Source organism: Arthrobacter sp. MDT2-3, assembly GCF_059090465.1.
The window spans coordinates 139,918-156,723 of record NZ_JBNHFS010000005.1; the positions used below are offsets into that span (position 1 = coordinate 139,918).

A 16,806-nucleotide genomic window follows, 5' to 3' on the forward strand; every position below is an offset into this window, starting at 1 on the left:
AAGGCGAGGATCGGTGATTACGGTTCCGCCGACGCTCCGAAGGGCGGGCCTCATGACACAGCTGGACAGCCAGACAGAACTGCCAACAGAACGGGTGACTGCCACCGTGAGCACAACAGATACGCCGCTGAACGCATCCCGGGCAACAAGCGCCGGGATTGCCCGTAAGGCCAAGGCGTATCTTGCCCTCACCAAGCCCCGCGTGATTGAGCTGCTCCTCGTCAGCACCCTTCCCACCATGATCTACGCGGAGCGCGGCTTCCCCTCGATCGGGCTCATCCTCGCCACGCTGGTGGGCGGCGCCTTCGCCGCCGGCAGCGCCGGAGCGTTCAACTGCTACATCGACCGCGACATCGACAAACTGATGCACCGTACCGAAAACCGTCCGCTGGTCACCGGTGAGGTGACGCCGCGTGAAGCGCTGGTCTTCTCTTGGCTCCTGGGCGCGGCCGCCATCGCCATCCTCTGGTTCGGAGCCAATCCGCTGTCCGCCTGGCTGGGACTGGGGGCCATCTTCTTCTATGTGGTGATCTACACGATCATCCTTAAGCGGCGTACCGCGCAGAATATCGTGTGGGGCGGTGCTGCCGGCTGCTTCCCGGTGCTGATTGCCTGGGCTGCTGTCACCAACTCGGTGGAATGGCCCGCTGTCATTCTCTTTATGGTGATCTTCCTCTGGACACCTCCGCATTACTGGCCCCTGTCCATGCGCTACGGCGAGGACTACCGCAACGCCAAGGTCCCCATGCTCGGAGCCATCGCCGGCGCCAAAGTGGTCTCCGTTCAGGTGGTCCTGTACGCGTGGGCCATGGTGGCCTGCTCATTGCTGATGATTCCCGCCGGCGGAGCCGGCTGGGTCTACACGGCCACCGCCGTCCTGGCAGGCGCCTGGTTCCTGTACGAGTCCCATTCCCTGTACAACCGGGCCCAGCGTGAGGACATCTCCGACAAGCGGGCCATGAAGGTCTTTCACGGCTCCATCAGCTACCTCACCCTGCTTTTCATTGCCCTGGCGGTTGATCCGTTCATCGGGCCGGCGGTTATGGCGGGCTAAAGGCGCCATCCTGCGGCACGTCAAGCCTCTCCCGGTTCTGCCGGGGGAGGCTTGCCCCGTTTAAGGAGTCCGGGAAGCCTTCAGGTGAGCGGACCCGCCGCGGGCCTCGCCGTCGCCGTTGCCGGGCTGGTCCAGGAGTTCGGCTGCCAGGTCACTGAGCGAGCCGGCATTCAGTTCCTCGACCCTGCCCAGGCCCCGCGAAGACCCGTCCCTGCGGGGACGCGTGCAGGCTGACCAGCAGGAACCACGCCGCCAGATTCCAAGCGCCCCGGTTCGGAAGGAACCGGGGCGCTTGGCATTGCAGATTGGGAAGCGGGCGGAACTACTCCACGGGGCTGGACCGGGCGATGTCCCAGGCGTTGGTTGCAGCCACCATCAGCAGCGCGGCACCCAGCATATGGGCGGCCACCAGCAGCGCTGGAATGCCGTTGTAGTACTGGGTGAAGCCGATGACGCCCTGAAGGAGTGTCACGCCGAGCAGTGCCAGGACGGCGGTGCGGAAGGACCCCTTGATCCGGCGCAGGAACACCAGTGCGAGTGCCACCAATGTTCCAGCGGTGATGAGGTAGGCGGGAACGGCGTGGATGTGGGAGAAAAGGTCCCAGTCCAGCCCGTTCCGGGGAGCGTCGGCGTCGCCAGCGTGCGGACCGGCCCCGGTCACCACCACGCCGAGCATCACCGCAAGCGCGGAGAAGAGCGCGACGGCGGCCGTCACCGGGCGCATGACACCCGGCAGGGCGGGGTGGGAGACGGTCCGGAACCGGCCCGTCCGGCCAAAGGCACGGTTCACCAACAGCGTGGCGAACACCACCAGCGCCATGGAGACCAGGAAGTGCAGGCCCACCACCCAGGGGTTGAGGTTCGTCAGTACGGTAATGCCGCCGATCACGGCCTGGGCCGGGATGCTGGCCAGCAGCCCCAGTGCCAGCAGGAAAAGGTCCCGGCGCTCCTTGCGCAGGTTCCACAGGTACACCAGCATCAGGGCTGCGACGGCGGCAAGGGCGAAGGTAAGGAGCCGGTTACCGAATTCGATGAACCCGTGGATACCCATTTCCGGTGTGTTTACCAGGGAAGTGTCCGTGCAGCGCGGCCACGTGGGACAGCCCAGGCCGGATGCCGTCAGCCGCACGGCGCCGCCGGTGACCACCAGGAGGGTCTGGCCGATCAGGGAGGCAACCGCCAGGCGGCGGACCCTGACGTCCACGGTGCGGGGCAGCCGGGACGACAGGCGGTTAACAAACTGGGGGAGGCGTGCGGCCGTGCTCACGGATATCTCAATTCCACTTGAACCAACGGATGGCTGCTGCCCCGGCAATGACGGTCCACAGCAGCAGGATGAGGGTGGCGCCGCCATTCAGCGTGCCGGCAAGGAAAGCCTCGCGCAGGGATTCACCCAGCGCGCCGGAGGGCAGTAACTCCACCATTGCCTGGGCACCGGCAGGCAGGCGTTCCGCCGGGAGGACGATTCCGCCCAGTGCGCCCAGCAGGATCCAGAGCAGGTTGGTGATGGCGAGCGTGGCTTCCGGCCGGACGGTCCCGGCCACCAGCAGGCCCAGTGCGGTAAAGGCGGCGGCGCCCAGTGCCAGGAGGAGCAGGCCGGGAATCCAGGCGGCTGCCTGCGGCTGCCATCCCAAGGACAGGGCCACCACAGCAACCACAACCACCTGCAGGCAGAGGACGGCCAAGACCGAAAGCGCCTTGCCGGCGATCAGCCCCCCGCGTCCCAGGGGGGTGGTGGAAAGGAAACGCAGCACGCCATAGCGCCTGTCGAAGCCGGTGGCGATGCCCTGGCCTGTGAATGCCGTGGACATGGCGCACAAGGCAAGGATCCCGGGTACGGCAACGTCAATGCGGCTGGCCCCCATCCCGTCCAGGAACGGCGTCACGGTCAGACCGACAAGCGCCAGGAGCGGCAGCACTACAGCCAGGATCAGCTGCTCGCCGTTCCGGAGCATGGCCAAAGACTCGTACTTGCCTTGCAGCAGAACGCGGCGCAGCAGGGAGGCGGGGTCCTGCCGGCCTGAAACGCCACCCAGGGTGGTGCTTGGACCATTGCCTGGAGTGGCGCCGGCAGCGCCCGGCGCTGTCCCGTTCATCGGATGTCCTTTCCCGAAATATCCAGAAAGACGTCTTCAAGGCTACGCGCCTGCAGGGTCATGGAAGCCGGCATGATGTTATGCGTTTCCCACCATCGTGCCAGTGCTGCGAGGTGGCCGGGAGTCAGGCTGCCCGTGACGGAGTAGCTGCCCGCGCGGGTCTCGGAGACGGCAATGCCGGCTGGCAGAAGCCCGGCAAAATCCAGCCCTGGATGCGCTTCGAACTCGAGTGTGCGGATGTGCTCGGCCCCTGTTTCCAAGGCAGGACTGCGCTGGAGCAGTTCCTGGACGGTGCCCTCGGCCACGTTGCGGCCGCCGTCGATGATGTAAACGTAGTCGGCCAGCCGCTGGGCGTCGTCCATCAGGTGCGTGGTGAGGATGATGCCCATCCCGGCGTCGCGTAGCTCGGAAATGAGGTTGAACACCAGTTGGCGGGACTGCGGGTCCAAGCCGGCACTGGGTTCGTCGAGGAACAGGACTTCCGGCCGGCCGATCAGCGCAGCGGCGAGGGCCAGGCGCTGCTTCTGCCCGCCGGAGAGCCGCCGGACGGTGGTCCGGCTGAACGCGTCGATGCCCAGCCGCTCAATGAGGTCATCCACGGGCCAGGGCCGTGCGTAGAGTCCGGCTATGTGCCGCAGCAAGGGAACAGGCCTGGACGACGGCGGCAGCCCGCCGTCCTGAAGCATCACACCCACGCGGGAGCGCAGTTCCGCCCCTGCCGTTGCGGGGTCGTGGCCCAACAGGGAGATGGTGCCGCCGCTTCTTTTTTGAAGGCCTTGGGCGCATTCGAGTGTGGTGGTTTTCCCGGCACCGTTTGCGCCCAGGAGGGCCGTAACCTGGCCGCGCTCAGCGACAAGGGAGATCCCGCTCACCACCCGGAGCATTTTTCCGTCCAGGCTTGCAAGCGGGCCTACATCCTTAACTAGCCCGCTGATGGACAGAACCGGGGATTGGGGGGATCGCACCCGAATATTCTACGGGATGTAGTATTTTCCGACGTCCTTCGGCGGCGCAGCAGGGACCTCCACGGGTTTTTGTCCAGGTATGAGGACTTCCGCAGTGGCCAGGCCTGCAGATCTGGACAAAAACTCCGCAGCTCTGCTGAGGTCAGCCTGCCCTTACTGGAGCGAGGGAGTAAATTACGACATGATTGTGTTGTGTATTCCATGAGCAATGCTACTGCTATGCCCTTTGCCGGGCACGGGACCTCACCGGCTCCCGCAGACCGCGGCCCCCTGGCCGCCGGTCCGGTGGCTGACGCCGATGAGCGCACCCGGGACCGCGTCCTCTCGGCCGTCCTGGAACATGGGCCAGTCAGCGCCGCTGAACTCGGCGACCTGCTGGGATTCACTCCGGCGGCGGTTCGCCGGCACCTGGACCATTTATCCCGTGCAGGCGTTATTGAAGTCAAGCGCGTGGCAAAGGCCGGCGCCGGGGCAGGCCGTCCCGCACGGCGCTATGTCCTCAGCTCCCAGGGCCAGTCGAGCCTCGGCAACGATTACCTGGATATTGCCGCACTTGCGCTCCAGCAGCTCCAGAAAGTTGCCGGGCCGGACGCAGTGCGGGCATTCGCCGTCGAGCGCTTCGCCGAGATGGAACGCCGCTACGCCCCGGAAATCGCGAAGGCGGGCCCGGACATCACCGACCGCGCCAAAGCCTTGGCGGACGCCCTGAGCCGCGACAACTTCGTGGCCTCGGCAGCCTCCATCGAGGCCAAGCCCCCGCTCCCGGCGGCACTCTCCAGCGTGCAGCTGTGCCAGGGCCACTGCCCCATCCAACAGCTCGCCGCCCGGTTCCCCGTGTTTTGCGACGTGGAGACCGAAGTGTTCTCGAGGCTGGTAGGTGTGGACGTGCGCCGCCTCTCCACACTGGCCCGCGGCGGGCACGTCTGCACCACCCATATACCCACAGGCAGGTTGTCTGCCCAAGGACCCCTGAGGTCCCCGGCAGCCCCCGCCAGCCTGAATGAAGTAAACAACCATCAGCAAGAAAGGCCGTGATGACGGACCAACTATCAGAGAAAGCGGTAGCCGAAAACACTGTGATCTCGGAGATTCTGGAAAAGAATCCCGAGCTTCACGGCATCGGCAACTACGAGTACGGATGGGCTGACAAGAACGACGTCGGCGCCAACGCACGCCGTGGGCTCAACGAAGAAGTGGTCCGGGACATTTCGGCCAAGAAGAGCGAGCCGGAGTGGATGCTCGACCTGCGCCTGAAGGGCCTGAAGTACTTCGACCGCAAGCCGATGCCCACCTGGGGTGCAGACCTCTCCGGCATCGACTTCGACAACATCAAGTACTTCGTCCGCTCCACGGAGAAGCAGGCTGCCACCTGGGAAGAGCTGCCCGAGGACATCAAGAACACCTACGACAAGCTGGGCATCCCCGAGGCCGAAAAGCAGCGCCTGGTTTCCGGTGTAGCCGCCCAGTACGAGTCCGAGGTCGTTTACCACCAGTTGCGTGAGGACCTGGAGCGCCAGGGTGTCATCTTCCTGGACACCGACACCGCCTTGAAGGAACACCCGGAGATTTTCCAGGAGTACTTCGGCACCGTGATCCCGGTGGGCGACAACAAGTTCGCTTCGCTGAACACCTCTGTCTGGTCCGGCGGCTCCTTCGTGTACGTCCCCAAGGGTGTCCACGTGGACATTCCACTGCAGGCATACTTCCGCATCAACACCGAGAACATGGGCCAGTTCGAGCGGACCCTGATCATCGCGGACGAGGATTCCTACGTCCACTACATCGAAGGCTGCACCGCGCCGATCTACACGTCGGACTCGCTGCACTCCGCTGTGGTGGAGATCATCGTGAAGAAGGGCGCCCGCGTCCGGTACACCACCATCCAGAACTGGTCCAACAATGTGTACAACCTGGTGACCAAGCGTGCCATCTGCGAAGAGGGCGCCACCATGGAATGGGTCGACGGCAACATCGGCTCCAAGGTCACCATGAAGTACCCGGCCGTTTACCTCGTGGGGGAGCACGCCAAGGGCGAAACCCTGTCCATCGCTTTCGCCGGCGAGGGCCAGCACCAGGACACCGGTTCCAAGATGGTGCACATTGCGCCGAACACCAAGAGCTCCATCATTTCCAAGTCGGTGGCCCGCGGCGGCGGCCGTGCAGCTTACCGCGGCCTGGTTCAGGTCCGCGAAGGGGCCAAGCACTCCGCCAACACCGTCCGCTGTGATGCTCTGCTGGTTGATACCATCAGCCGCTCGGACACCTACCCGTACATCGACATCCGCGAGGACGACGTTGTGATGGGCCACGAGGCAACTGTTTCCCGGGTCAGCGAAGAGCAGCTCTTCTACCTGATGTCCCGCGGCATGCGCGAAGACGAAGCCATGGCGATGATCGTCCGCGGCTTCATCGAGCCCATCGCCCGCGAGCTCCCCATGGAGTACGCACTTGAGCTGAACCGCCTGATTGAACTGCAGATGGAAGGGTCCGTCGGATAACGATGACTGAAATCACTACTGAAAAGGCACGCATCGGCGCGCCCTCAGCCCAGCCGTTCATCGACGGCTTCACCGAAGAAGGCGAGAGCCTCTCGCCGATCAATGCCGGCTCCAAGGCACCCCTTGCGGGTGCTTCGGCCAAGAGCCACTCCCACGGCGGCGGCGTTGGCATCCCGGACAGCTCACGTGCCGGCCGGCTGACCTCCTACAAGCTTGCCGACTTCAAGCCGCTCACCGGCATGGAGGAAGACTGGCGTTTCACCCCGCTGAAGCGGCTCCGCGGCCTGCACTCCGAGGTCCTCTCCGGCGCGGCACCCACCGTGGTGGTCACCGGACCCGAGCAGGTCACAGTGGAAAGCGTCAACCGCGACGACCAGCGGATTGGTACCGCCGGAATCCCCGAGGACCGCGTGTCAGCCAACGCCTGGGAAAACTTCGCCGGCGCCACCGTCGTCACCATCCCGGCTGAGTTCGAAGCCCTGACGGAGATCTCCGTCGATATCGAAGGCACCTCGCTCGAGGCAGCCGCCCAGCACCTCGTGATCGTGGCGGAAAAGTTCTCCAAGGCAGTTGTTGTCCTGAACCACAGGGGATCCGCCGTTGTATCGGAAAACGTTGAGATCATCGTTGAAGACGGCGCCAGCCTGACGGTTATCTCCCTCCAGGAATGGAACGACGACGCCGTCCACGCCTCCTCCCAGCAGGCAAAGATCGGCCGCGACGCCAAGCTCAAGCACGTCATGGTCAGCCTCGGCGGGGACCTGGTCCGCGTCACGCCGTCGGCACGCTTCACCGCCCCCGGCGGCGAGGCCGAGCTGTTCGGCCTGTACTTCGCCGACGCCGGCCAGCACCTGGAGCAGCGCCTGTTCGTGGACCATGCAGTACCCAACTGCAAGTCCAACGTGCTGTACAAGGGCGCACTGCAGGGCCGCAACGCCCACGCCGTCTGGGTTGGTGACGTCCTGATCCGCAAGGAAGCAGAGGGCACCGACACCTACGAGGCCAACCGCAACCTGCTGTTGACCGACGGCGCCCGTGCCGATTCCGTGCCCAACCTCGAAATCGAGACCGGACTGATCGAGGGTGCCGGCCACGCCAGCGCCACCGGCCGGATGGATGACGAGCACCTCTTCTACCTGATGGCCCGCGGCATCCCGGAACCGGTTGCCCGCCGCCTCGTGGTCCGCGGCTTCCTGAACGAGATCATCCAACAGATCAAGGTCCCCTCCATCGAGGAGCGGCTGACCGAGGCTGTTGAGCATGAACTCGCACTGACGGACAACTAGAGGTAACGGGGCACGGGCTTAAAGATGACTGACCAGCCAAAGGGCGAGCTTGTCTGCAAGGTGGATGAAATCCAGCTGAAGCAGGCGCTGCGGATCCTGATCGACGACTACCCTGTGGCGATCGTCAAGGACTCCATGGGGGAGATCCACGCAATCGGTGACACCTGCTCGCACGCGGACATTTCCTTGTCCGAGGGCGAAGTGGAGGGCTGCGCCATCGAGTGCTGGGGCCACGGCTCCCAGTTCGACCTGCGCAGCGGGGAACCGCTCCAGCTGCCGGCCTACGATCCCGTTCCGGTGTTCGCCGTCGAGATCCGGGGTGATGAGGTCTATGTGGACTTCACCAACATCCTCAACGGCGCCGAAGCCCCCAACTTCAGCTAGCACCACAGAATTACGAACCAACTTCCAGACAGAGACCGCACCGCAGCCGCCAGGCTCGGCGCAGAGGAGAACAAGACACATGTCTACTCTTGAGATCAAGGACCTGCACGTCAGCATTGAGACGGAGCAGGGCACCAAGGAAATCCTGAAGGGCGTCAGCCTGACCATCCGGACCGGCGAAACCCACGCCATCATGGGCCCCAACGGCTCCGGCAAGTCCACGCTGGCCTCCACCATCGCAGGCCACCCGCGCTACAACGTGACCAGCGGCTCCATTACCCTTGACGGCGAAGACGTCCTGGAGATGAGCGTTGACGAGCGCGCCCGCGCCGGTGTCTTCCTGGCCATGCAGTACCCGGTGGAGGTCCCCGGCGTCAGCATGACCAACTTCCTGCGCACGGCCAAGACCGCGATCGACGGCGAAGCCCCCAAGCTGCGCACCTGGACCAAGGACGTCAAGGCTGCCATGGAGCAGCTCCGCATCGACGCCGACTTCGCACAGCGCAACGTGAACGAAGGCTTCTCCGGCGGTGAGAAGAAGCGGGTGGAAATCCTGCAGCTGGAACTCTTCAAGCCCAAGTTCGCCATCCTGGATGAGACGGACTCCGGCCTGGACGTTGACGCGCTGAAGGTTGTGTCCGAGGGCGTCAACCGTGCCCACGCCGAGGGCAAGATGGGCACGCTGCTCATCACCCACTACACGCGGATCCTGCGCTACATCAAGCCTGACTTCGTGCACGTGTTCGTGGACGGCCAGGTTGTTGAGGAAGGCGGCCCCGAACTGGCCGACCGCCTGGAAGAAGAAGGCTACGACCGCTACGCGAAGGGCGCCGGCGCCGCCGCTGCACCCGTCGCCGCACAGGCCTAGTAAGGGACTTTCGCCATGACCGAAATCGACGCGTCCCGCACCAGCCTCGAGGACATCGAAGAGGCGCTGAAGGATGTCATCGACCCGGAGCTCGGCGTCAACATTGTGGACCTCGGCCTGCTCTACGGCCTGAAGTACTCCGATGACGACGGCGCGCTGCTGATCGATATGACCCTGACCACCGCCGCCTGCCCGCTCACCGATGTTCTTGAGGAGCAGGTGGGCCAGGCCCTGGACGGCGTTGTTGACGACTGGCGCCTGAACTGGGTCTGGATGCCGCCATGGGGTCCGGAACGGATCACCGACGACGGCAAGGACCAGATGCGGGCCCTCGGCTTCAACATCTAAATAAAGTACGACGACGGCGGGTCACCTTCCCGGGGAAGGTGACCCGCCGTCGTCGTTCCCCACCGCCCCTAGCCTCGCAAGCTCGGCCAGGGAACCCTGCCGGTGTGGGCCCACCTCAAAGCGTGGGCGCGGAGAAGGTGTCGCACTGGTTGATGTCGCCGGTTTCGTAGCCCTTGTAGAACCACCGCTGGCGCTGCTCGCTGGAGCCGTGGGTCCAGGCCTCGGGGGAGACCCGGCCGGTTGCTGCCTCCTGGATCCGGTCATCGCCGACGGCCGAAGCGGCGGACAGTGCGTCGTTCAGGTCCTGCTGTGTCAGGGCCTCCAGGAACGGCTGGCCTGCCGGGCCGGGCTGGGTTGAGGCGTGTTTGGCCCACAGACCCGCGTAGCAGTCGGCCTGAAGCTCAACGCGGACAGCGCCGGACTCCGGGCCCTGTGGGTCCTGCTGTGCCTGGTCCAGGTTCCCGAGCACGTTTTGGATGTGGTGCCCGAACTCGTGGGCCACCACATACTCCTGCGCCAGCGGACCGCCCGAGGAACCGAACCGGTCCACGAGCTCCTGGAAGAAGCCGGGATCGAAGTAGGCGGTGGTATCGGCCGGGCAGTAGAACGGGCCGACAGCGCTGGAAGCCGCGCCACAACCTGTGTTGACCCCCTGCTCGAAGATCACCGTCTCCGGCTGCGGGTACCGCACGTTGTACTGCTGCAGATAGGCGGGCCAGAACGCGTTCAGGCTGTTCACGGTGCCGGTGATGCGGCAGTCCACGCGGGCGTCTGCGTCGGCCCCGGTTTCGCAGGCCGGCGCGGTGCCCTGGCTTTGCGGCGCCTGACCTGCTCCCGCCAGTCCTTCCAGCAACTGCGGGTTGACGCCCAGGAGCGCGGCGATGAGCAGGATGAGCCCGCCGCCGATGCCACCGCCAACCTTTGCTCCGCGGCCCATGCCGCGCCGGTCCTGGACCTGCGAAGGATCCAGCTGCACATTGTCGTTGAAACTCATAAAGTCACATTACCCGCGGACCCGAAGCTCAATCCGTGCCGGCCGGTAAAGTTGATCCGATGCCTTTCCTCAACAGAATCCAGCGCTGGGCCGACGAACGGCCGCACGACACCGCCGTCGTGGTCGCGGGTCAACACCTCACGTGGGCGGAGCTCCGTGATTCCTCTGCTGCCCTGGTCGCGGAAACGAAGGCCGTCACCGCGCTCTGTGAAGCCAACTCAGTCCCCTTCGCCGTCAAGTTCGCCGCTGCGCTGGCCGGGGGACGACAGTGCGCCGTCGTCGACCCCACTTGGCCTGCTCTGCTGCAGGAGGACGTCGTCCGCCGCATTGAGTCATCGGCGCAGCCCGCCGCGGTGTCCCCGGACGATGTACTTGCGGACGGCACGCCGGAATCCACGTTCCTCATCGGTCTGACGTCCGGCACCACCACCGTCCCGAAGGCCTTCACACGGTCCCGCCGGTCCTGGCAGGAGTCCTTCGACGCGTCCATCGAGTTTTTCGGGCTGCGCCAGGACGATGTCACCCTGGCGCCAGGGCCGCTGGCAGCCAGCCTTAACCTCTACGCCCTGGCCGAGTGCCTCTACGCTGGGTCAGAATTCCAGACCCTTGACACGTTCGACGTCGGCGCCGTCCACGCAGCCATCTCGTACGACCGGGTCACCAGGCTTGTGCTGGTACCCACCATGCTGAGGATGCTGAGCGAGCGCGGACTGACAGGATGCGTGGACGCCTCCGGGGTTCGCAGCATTATCTGTGCCGGCTCTAAACTCGATGCGCGGACCCTCGAAGCTGCCCGACGCTGGGCCCCGAACGCCACCATCTACGAGTACTACGGCGCTTCGGAGCTGAGCTTTGTGTCCGGGGCCGGCCTGGCTGCGGGCGAGGAGGCATCCCTGGGCGGGACCGGCATCGGGAGCCCCTTTCCCGGCGTGGACGTCAGGATCCTCGATGACTCGGGCGGCGCCCTTCCGGACGGGACCGCCGGCAACATCTGCGTGCGGAGCCCCATGGTCAGCAACGGCTACCTCTGGGGTGACGACGGCCAGGCATTGAGGTCCTTCGACGGATGGTTCACTGTGGGGGACCAGGGCTACCTGGAGGCGGGGGAGCTCCACATCCTGGGGCGCCGCTCGGACATGATCCTCACTGCCGGCAAGAACGTGTACCCGCACGAGGTGGAACTGGCGCTGGCCGCGGTGCCCGGCGTAGCAGCCGCGGTGGCGGCCGGGATGCCGGATGACCTGCGGGGACAGCGGGTGGTTGCGGGGGTTGTCCCGTCCGCCGGCGCTGTTACTGCCACCCAGTTGCGGGCGGGCCTGGACAATATTTTGGCCCGCGACAAGTGGCCGCTGCAGTATTACGCGGTCACCGAACTCCCCGTTACGGACCGCGGGAAGATCAGCCGGAACCTGCTGCTGGACTGGATCAGCTCGGGGGACCAGAGGATCCGGAACCTTGGCGCCTGAGCTCCTTCCGCCGGACCGCCAGCCTGTCATCGTTGCGGCCCGCCGCACCCCCGTATGCCGCACCAACGGATCTCTGCGAAAACTGCGCGCGCACAAGCTGCTGGCGCCCGTCCTGCGCGAGCTCGTGGCGGGTCAGGGAATAAATCCGGGCTCCGTCACGGATGTGGTGATCGGGAACGCGGTGGGCGGCGGCGGAAACGTGGCCCGGCTTGCACTGCTGGAGGCCGGCCTGCCGGTTACGGTCCCAGGCCTCACCGTTGACCGCCAGTGCGGCTCCGGTCTGGACGCGATCGTCCTGGCTGCAAGGCTGGTGGCTGCCGGCGGCAACCCCCTGTATCTGGCCGGTGGAGTGGAAAGCACCAGCACCGCGCCCCTGCGCGCGCACCGGAACGACGACGGCGGGCCGGAGTTTTACGCGCGGGCACAGTTTGTGCCGGACACCCTCGGCGACCCGGACATGGGCGTGGCCGCAGAAAATGTGGCGCGGAAGTTCGGCGTAGGCAGGGCACGCCAGGATGCCTTCGCCCTGCGTAGCCACGGCTTGGCTCTTGCCGCCGCGGAAGCCGGAAATTTCGACGGCGAGCTGGTCCCGCTGGAGATAGCTGGCGGTACTGTTGCTGCGGACGATGGGCCACGGCGGGGCCTGAGCGCGGCGGTGATGGCGCGGTTCCCGCCCGCCTTTGTGGACGGGGGAACTGTCACGGCCGGAAACTCCTGCTTCGACGCTGACGCTGCATCCGCCGTCGTCATCACTTCGCTGCAGCGGGCCCGGGAAACGGGCGCCACTGACGGTCTGATGGTGCTCGGCACGGGGACGGCGGGCGTGGATCCCGAGCTGCTGGGCGTCGGCGCCGCCGCTGCTGCCCGCAGCGTGCTGACGGCCGCGGACGTGGAAGCTGACGAGTTGGACCTGGTGGAATTCAACGAGGCATTCGCGTCTCAGACACTTGCCTGCCTTGACGAGTTGGGGATCGACGCCGGGCGGGTGAACCTCGACGGCGGCGCGTTGGCTTTAGGGCACGCGTACGGAGCGTCGGGTGCTGTGCTGGTGACCCGCCTGCTGGCCCAGGCGCGGAAGACCGGAACGCCCGGGAGCTTGGCGCTGGCAATGATCAGCATCGCCGGCGGAATGGGTACCGCCGCCTTGCTGCAATACGAGCGCCTCTGAGGCACTCTCCCGGGAGCTTAGTCTTCGGCATCGCCCAATCCGCGGGCGGCGAGCGCCTCGCCCGTCTGCCGGGCGAAGGCCACGGAGGTGATGAACACCGGCAGGATCAGGGCGCGGGGATTGCGCTCCAGCCCCCGCGCACGCGCGGAATCACGGACGTCGGCGAAAGTGCCCGCGATGTAGGGGATGCTCCGCAGCATGATGCCGATGGTGAGGGCGAACCGCTCGGGGTCGGCGCCGAACCGACGGAAGGGGGTGGCCAATTTGACCACTCCGTCCAGCAGGCTCTGCACCGGTGTGGTGGCGGTCAGCAGCGACGCCGCCACCACACAAACGAGGATGTTCAGTACGATCCGGGCAGCGGTAGGTGCTCCGAGCTGCCACCACTGGAAAAGTCCGATGACCAGCAGAAGAGCGGCGAGCGGCCGGACGGCAGCCCAGAGGCGTTTCAGGCCGGCGCCCGTCAGCAGGAAGAGGCCGGCAAGCCCGCCCAGTACTGCCAGCGAAACCCGCCAGTCAACGATGACGAACGAGGCCAGCCCGCAACTGAAGACCAGGAGGAACTTCAGCGCCAGCGGTGCCCGGTGAATTGGGGAGTGGCCCGGCACATAGTTGGCCAGGAGGAAGCCGTGGCCCCTCATCGGCTGGCCGGTCCCTGGGCTTGATAGCCGTCCATGCACAACGCCCGGTACGCTGCCACGGCCTCCGCCGGGCCGCCGTCGAACGCGACTTCTCCCTGTTCGATGACCAGCACCCGGTCCATCTCCAGGGCGAGGTCGAGGTCATGGGTGGACATGATGATCTGCTGGTCGAGCCCGGACAGGGTCCGGCGGAGGAGCTCACGGTTGCGGAGGTCAAGGAGGGTGGACGGCTCGTCCAAAACCAGGACCGCGGGGTTTACCGCGAGCACGGCGGCGAGCGCCATGAGCTGGCGTTCGCCGCCGGAGAGCTCATGGATGCTCTGGTCCGCCAGGTGCAGGAGCCCCAAACGTTCAAGTGCTGCTTCAGCCTGGTTCCGCCGCTCGGCGCCGTTTTTCACAGCGCGGCGGAGTGACAACTCCACGTCCTCCCGGCCGGTGGGCATCACCAGCTGGGACAGGGGATCGGTGAAGACAAAGCCGACGTTCCGCCGTACTTTGCGGACGGCACGGACGGTATCCTCGCCGTCGACCAAAACAGTGCCCGCCGTGGGCTGGACGAGGCCATTGACCAGGCGCAGCAGCGTGGACTTCCCGGAGCCGTTGGCGCCGATAACGCCGATGCGCCGTTCCTCGAGCCGGAGGTTGACCTCGCTAAGGAGGACTTTGGGCTCCGGGGCGTGGTCCGTCTCGACGGCGACGGTTACCTGGTCAAAGGTCACTGCGGGCATGGTGCGGTCCTCAGGCCTTCGCAGGCTGGATGATGCTCCGCCGGACGCGGCGCACCAGGATGTCCGGGAAGGCGCGGTGGAGTGCGACGGCGATGACTGCTGCCAGGATGTTCTTGATGATGTCTCCCGGATAGAAGACGACGTCGCTCAGGAAGGCCTGTTCGAGGGTGGCCTTCGTGTTCAGGACGATGCCCGCGACGCCCAGTGAGTGCACAAACACAACACTGGTGACAGTGGCGGACAGGAACAGCCACAAGGCCCGGGCTTTGGTGGTCCGGCGGATTACCACCGTGGCCAGCCAGCCCACGACGCCCGCGGCGATGGGGAAGGCGAGGATGTAGCCGGCGGAAGGGCCGGCAAGGATGCCCAGGCCGCTGCGGCCCTGGCTGAAGATGGGCAGGCCGGCGAGGCCCAGCAGGACGTAGAGTCCGACGGCGGCGAAGCCCCTTCCGGGGCCCAGCACCAGACCGGTGAGCATCACGGCAAGGGTCTGGAAGGTGATGGGCACGCCGAAGCCGTTGACGGCCAGGCCGGGCACCAATGCTGCGCCGGCGACAAGGGCGGCGAAGACGGCGATCAGCCCAAGGTCGGTGGCGTTCCAGCGGCGGCGCCCGGTGTTCAAGGTGGTTTTGACGGCAGTGTCAGTGTTGCTCATGGCAGTCCTGTCGGGGTTGTACAAGCGGAATCTAATGTACTGCCGACGTTACTGCGGTGCGACGGCCCCTATTTTGTAGGGGGTCTACTAAGCCCGGCACCCAGCGCTGATTGCTGGGCACAATCGTGCTTTGATTTGGGCTGCACTATAGGTCGGGCTCGGTGTGTTCACCGTTGCCATGCAATTGGACCAGGAGTGCTTCCTGTTTGGGGGAAGCTTGCGCTTTTTCCCCGTAGCCGACCTGTGGCCTTAGCAATCTTCAGGACACGAGAGCTTCGCGTTGCACGGTCACGTCTTGCTCATCCGTAGAGACTCTGGCGTAGCCATCATTGTTGAGTTCATGAGCAGCAGTGTCTTATAGCCGCCATTCACCGGACAATGCATCGGACGGGAGATACGGGACGAATTTTCGTCGGGTTAGTGGCGTCGCAGGTCATGAGGGCCTCTTCCAGCGCAGGACCGGCTTTCGGGACGGGTTGTGGGCGAGCCTCCGCAGGACGAAGGGTCAGGGCTAGACTCGCTCTCATAACTAGCTTGGGGGACCAAATGAGCACGCCTACAGAGCCGACTCGCACGGCAACCGGTGGACTAAACAAGCTGTCCATTGCAGCGATTGTTCTTGCTGTCATAGCAGCATCGGGGTTCTGGTTTTTTGGGGTCGCGGTTCTTGCTGTTTTTGCAGTTGGCGCCGGCCACGTTGCCCTGAATCAAATCCAACTCAGAGACGAGCGAGGCAAGTGGCTAGCAATCGCTGCCCTCGCCCTTGGGTACGGCATTGCCACTCTGGCATTGATCAGCACTTTGGGGTTCATACCCAGCGCAGTCCAACAGTTTTCGCAGTAACTGTGATAGCGGAGCCACGCCACGAGCCGGATGATTGCTTTTGCCCGGCGGAACATCGAAGTACGTCGTGAAGATGGTTCCTCGCCTGGATCCTGTTACAACGGCGGCGGAAATCCCTCTTCAAGCATGTACTGGGAATGCTCTGGTTGTAGGCTCTGCACAATTGAAGAGGCGAGACAGGAGCCTATAGATCATGCAATCCCTTCTACACGCGCAAAAGGGCCCGATCCCTGCATCCCGGTTCATCCTGGTCGTGGCTGGCGCTCTCCTGCTTATTCCCGTCTATCCTTTCACCGCTGTCTCGGCGGCATTTTCGAGGATCGCCCTGATTCTGTCCTCGCGCGAGGCCCCCGGCAGGGGGAAGACGATCACAAGCATCGTCGGGGCCTCGCTGGTCTTAGTGGGCCGATCTCTTCACACTGATGTCTCTCCAACCCGGGACAGTGGGACCCATCATGGACGAAACGACAGAAATACTCCAAGGTGAAACCGCACACGACTAAAGGGTGCCGTGCGGGCCAACAACGGTCTGGCCGACATCCCTAACTCTTGTGCCGGTAAAGGTTCCCATCCAACTCGGTGTCTTAAAATCTTTCCGCCTCAAAACACTACCCAGAGATTTGCGAGTTGCGACTATGTAAAGCAGTGCAGCCCGTGAGCTAGTCACACCATTCGTTGCGGATCGTGCCGGAGGACTTACTTCTGTTAGCCCAAGCACTGGTTCAACGGCGAGCAATACTCATGTGGATATGATGTCGGGACCTGACAGCCTGAGGGGGCAGCGCCATCAAAACTCGAACTTTCTCCTTATT

Annotated in this window: 17 protein-coding genes; 10 read left to right on the forward strand and 7 right to left on the reverse strand. The window is 64.9% G+C overall.

What is annotated here, in order from left to right:
* The first annotated feature begins 94 nt into the window (after positions 1-94).
* Together AC5RUQ_RS15660 and AC5RUQ_RS15665 are read left to right on the forward strand one after the other, a co-directional pair.
* Positions 95-1,054, forward strand: coding sequence for a heme o synthase (locus AC5RUQ_RS15660; RefSeq protein WP_163164135.1), 960 nt, complete (start codon positions 95-97; stop codon positions 1,052-1,054).
* 84 nt (positions 1,055-1,138) lie between these two features.
* Positions 1,139-1,288, forward strand: a complete 150-nt coding sequence (locus AC5RUQ_RS15665; RefSeq protein WP_493948272.1) for a hypothetical protein — start codon at positions 1,139-1,141, stop codon at positions 1,286-1,288.
* 88 nt (positions 1,289-1,376) lie between these two features.
* On the opposite strand, the gene AC5RUQ_RS15670 is transcribed toward AC5RUQ_RS15665, so the two are convergent.
* From AC5RUQ_RS15670 to AC5RUQ_RS15680, 3 genes are read right to left on the reverse strand one after another with little or no spacing between them, the layout of a single operon-like run.
* Positions 1,377-2,321, reverse strand: a complete 945-nt coding sequence (locus tag AC5RUQ_RS15670) for a COX15/CtaA family protein (RefSeq protein WP_493948273.1) — start codon at positions 2,319-2,321, stop codon at positions 1,377-1,379.
* Positions 2,322-2,328: 7 nt separating this feature from the next.
* Positions 2,329-3,150: an ABC transporter permease gene (locus AC5RUQ_RS15675; protein WP_493948274.1), complete on the reverse strand. Its 822-nt coding sequence runs from the start codon at positions 3,148-3,150 to the stop codon at positions 2,329-2,331.
* Positions 3,147-4,115, reverse strand: coding sequence for an ABC transporter ATP-binding protein (locus tag AC5RUQ_RS15680; protein ID WP_493948275.1), 969 nt, complete (start codon positions 4,113-4,115; stop codon positions 3,147-3,149). Before AC5RUQ_RS15680 ends, AC5RUQ_RS15675 begins: the two co-directional genes overlap by 4 nt.
* A 201-nt stretch (positions 4,116-4,316) precedes the next feature.
* Here AC5RUQ_RS15680 and AC5RUQ_RS15685 point away from each other — a divergent pair, with 201 nt between their 5' ends.
* From AC5RUQ_RS15685 to AC5RUQ_RS15710, 6 genes are all read left to right on the forward strand, one after another.
* Complete coding sequence (locus AC5RUQ_RS15685; RefSeq protein WP_493948276.1) at positions 4,317-5,150, forward strand: helix-turn-helix transcriptional regulator; 834 nt, start codon at positions 4,317-4,319, stop codon at positions 5,148-5,150.
* Positions 5,150-6,613, forward strand: a complete 1,464-nt coding sequence (gene sufB, locus AC5RUQ_RS15690; RefSeq protein ID WP_256247745.1) for a Fe-S cluster assembly protein SufB — start codon at positions 5,150-5,152, stop codon at positions 6,611-6,613. Before AC5RUQ_RS15685 ends, sufB begins: the two co-directional genes overlap by 1 nt.
* Positions 6,614-6,615: 2 nt before the next feature.
* Positions 6,616-7,899: a Fe-S cluster assembly protein SufD gene (gene sufD, locus AC5RUQ_RS15695; protein ID WP_493948277.1), complete on the forward strand. Its 1,284-nt coding sequence runs from the start codon at positions 6,616-6,618 to the stop codon at positions 7,897-7,899.
* Between the two features lie 24 nt (positions 7,900-7,923).
* Positions 7,924-8,283 carry a non-heme iron oxygenase ferredoxin subunit gene (locus AC5RUQ_RS15700; protein WP_163163562.1) on the forward strand — a complete coding sequence of 120 codons (360 nt, stop codon included), beginning with the start codon at positions 7,924-7,926 and terminating at the stop codon, positions 8,281-8,283.
* A 79-nt stretch (positions 8,284-8,362) separates the two neighbouring features.
* Entirely contained in the window at positions 8,363-9,151 is a 789-nt protein-coding gene (gene sufC / locus AC5RUQ_RS15705) for a Fe-S cluster assembly ATPase SufC (protein WP_163163564.1), read from the forward strand.
* A gap of 15 nt (positions 9,152-9,166) precedes the next feature.
* Complete coding sequence (locus tag AC5RUQ_RS15710; protein ID WP_163163566.1) at positions 9,167-9,499, forward strand: metal-sulfur cluster assembly factor; 333 nt, start codon at positions 9,167-9,169, stop codon at positions 9,497-9,499.
* Positions 9,500-9,614: 115 nt separating this feature from the next.
* Here AC5RUQ_RS15710 and ypfJ read toward each other — a convergent pair whose 3' ends face one another.
* Positions 9,615-10,493, reverse strand: a complete 879-nt coding sequence (ypfJ, locus tag AC5RUQ_RS15715; protein WP_493948278.1) for a KPN_02809 family neutral zinc metallopeptidase — start codon at positions 10,491-10,493, stop codon at positions 9,615-9,617.
* A 59-nt stretch (positions 10,494-10,552) separates the two neighbouring features.
* Here ypfJ and AC5RUQ_RS15720 point away from each other — a divergent pair, with 59 nt between their 5' ends.
* Together AC5RUQ_RS15720 and AC5RUQ_RS15725 are read left to right on the forward strand one after the other, a co-directional pair.
* Positions 10,553-11,959, forward strand: a complete 1,407-nt coding sequence (locus tag AC5RUQ_RS15720) for a class I adenylate-forming enzyme family protein (RefSeq protein WP_493948279.1) — start codon at positions 10,553-10,555, stop codon at positions 11,957-11,959.
* The gene (locus AC5RUQ_RS15725; RefSeq protein WP_493948280.1) at positions 11,949-13,127 is read left to right on the forward strand and encodes a thiolase family protein; all 1,179 of its coding nucleotides are present in this window, start codon (positions 11,949-11,951) and stop codon (positions 13,125-13,127) included. The genes AC5RUQ_RS15720 and AC5RUQ_RS15725 overlap by 11 nt, the downstream gene beginning before the upstream one ends.
* Positions 13,128-13,144: 17 nt before the next feature.
* Here AC5RUQ_RS15725 and AC5RUQ_RS15730 read toward each other — a convergent pair whose 3' ends face one another.
* The 3 genes from AC5RUQ_RS15730 to AC5RUQ_RS15740 are packed head-to-tail and all read right to left on the reverse strand — an operon-like array spanning position 13,145 to position 15,151.
* Entirely contained in the window at positions 13,145-13,768 is a 624-nt protein-coding gene (locus AC5RUQ_RS15730) for an energy-coupling factor transporter transmembrane component T family protein (protein WP_493948281.1), read from the reverse strand.
* Positions 13,765-14,496: an energy-coupling factor ABC transporter ATP-binding protein gene (locus tag AC5RUQ_RS15735; protein WP_493948282.1), complete on the reverse strand. Its 732-nt coding sequence runs from the start codon at positions 14,494-14,496 to the stop codon at positions 13,765-13,767. The genes AC5RUQ_RS15730 and AC5RUQ_RS15735 overlap by 4 nt, the downstream gene beginning before the upstream one ends.
* Positions 14,497-14,506: 10 nt before the next feature.
* Positions 14,507-15,151: a biotin transporter BioY gene (locus tag AC5RUQ_RS15740; protein WP_493948283.1), complete on the reverse strand. Its 645-nt coding sequence runs from the start codon at positions 15,149-15,151 to the stop codon at positions 14,507-14,509.
* Between the last annotated feature and the right edge of the window lie 1,655 nt (positions 15,152-16,806).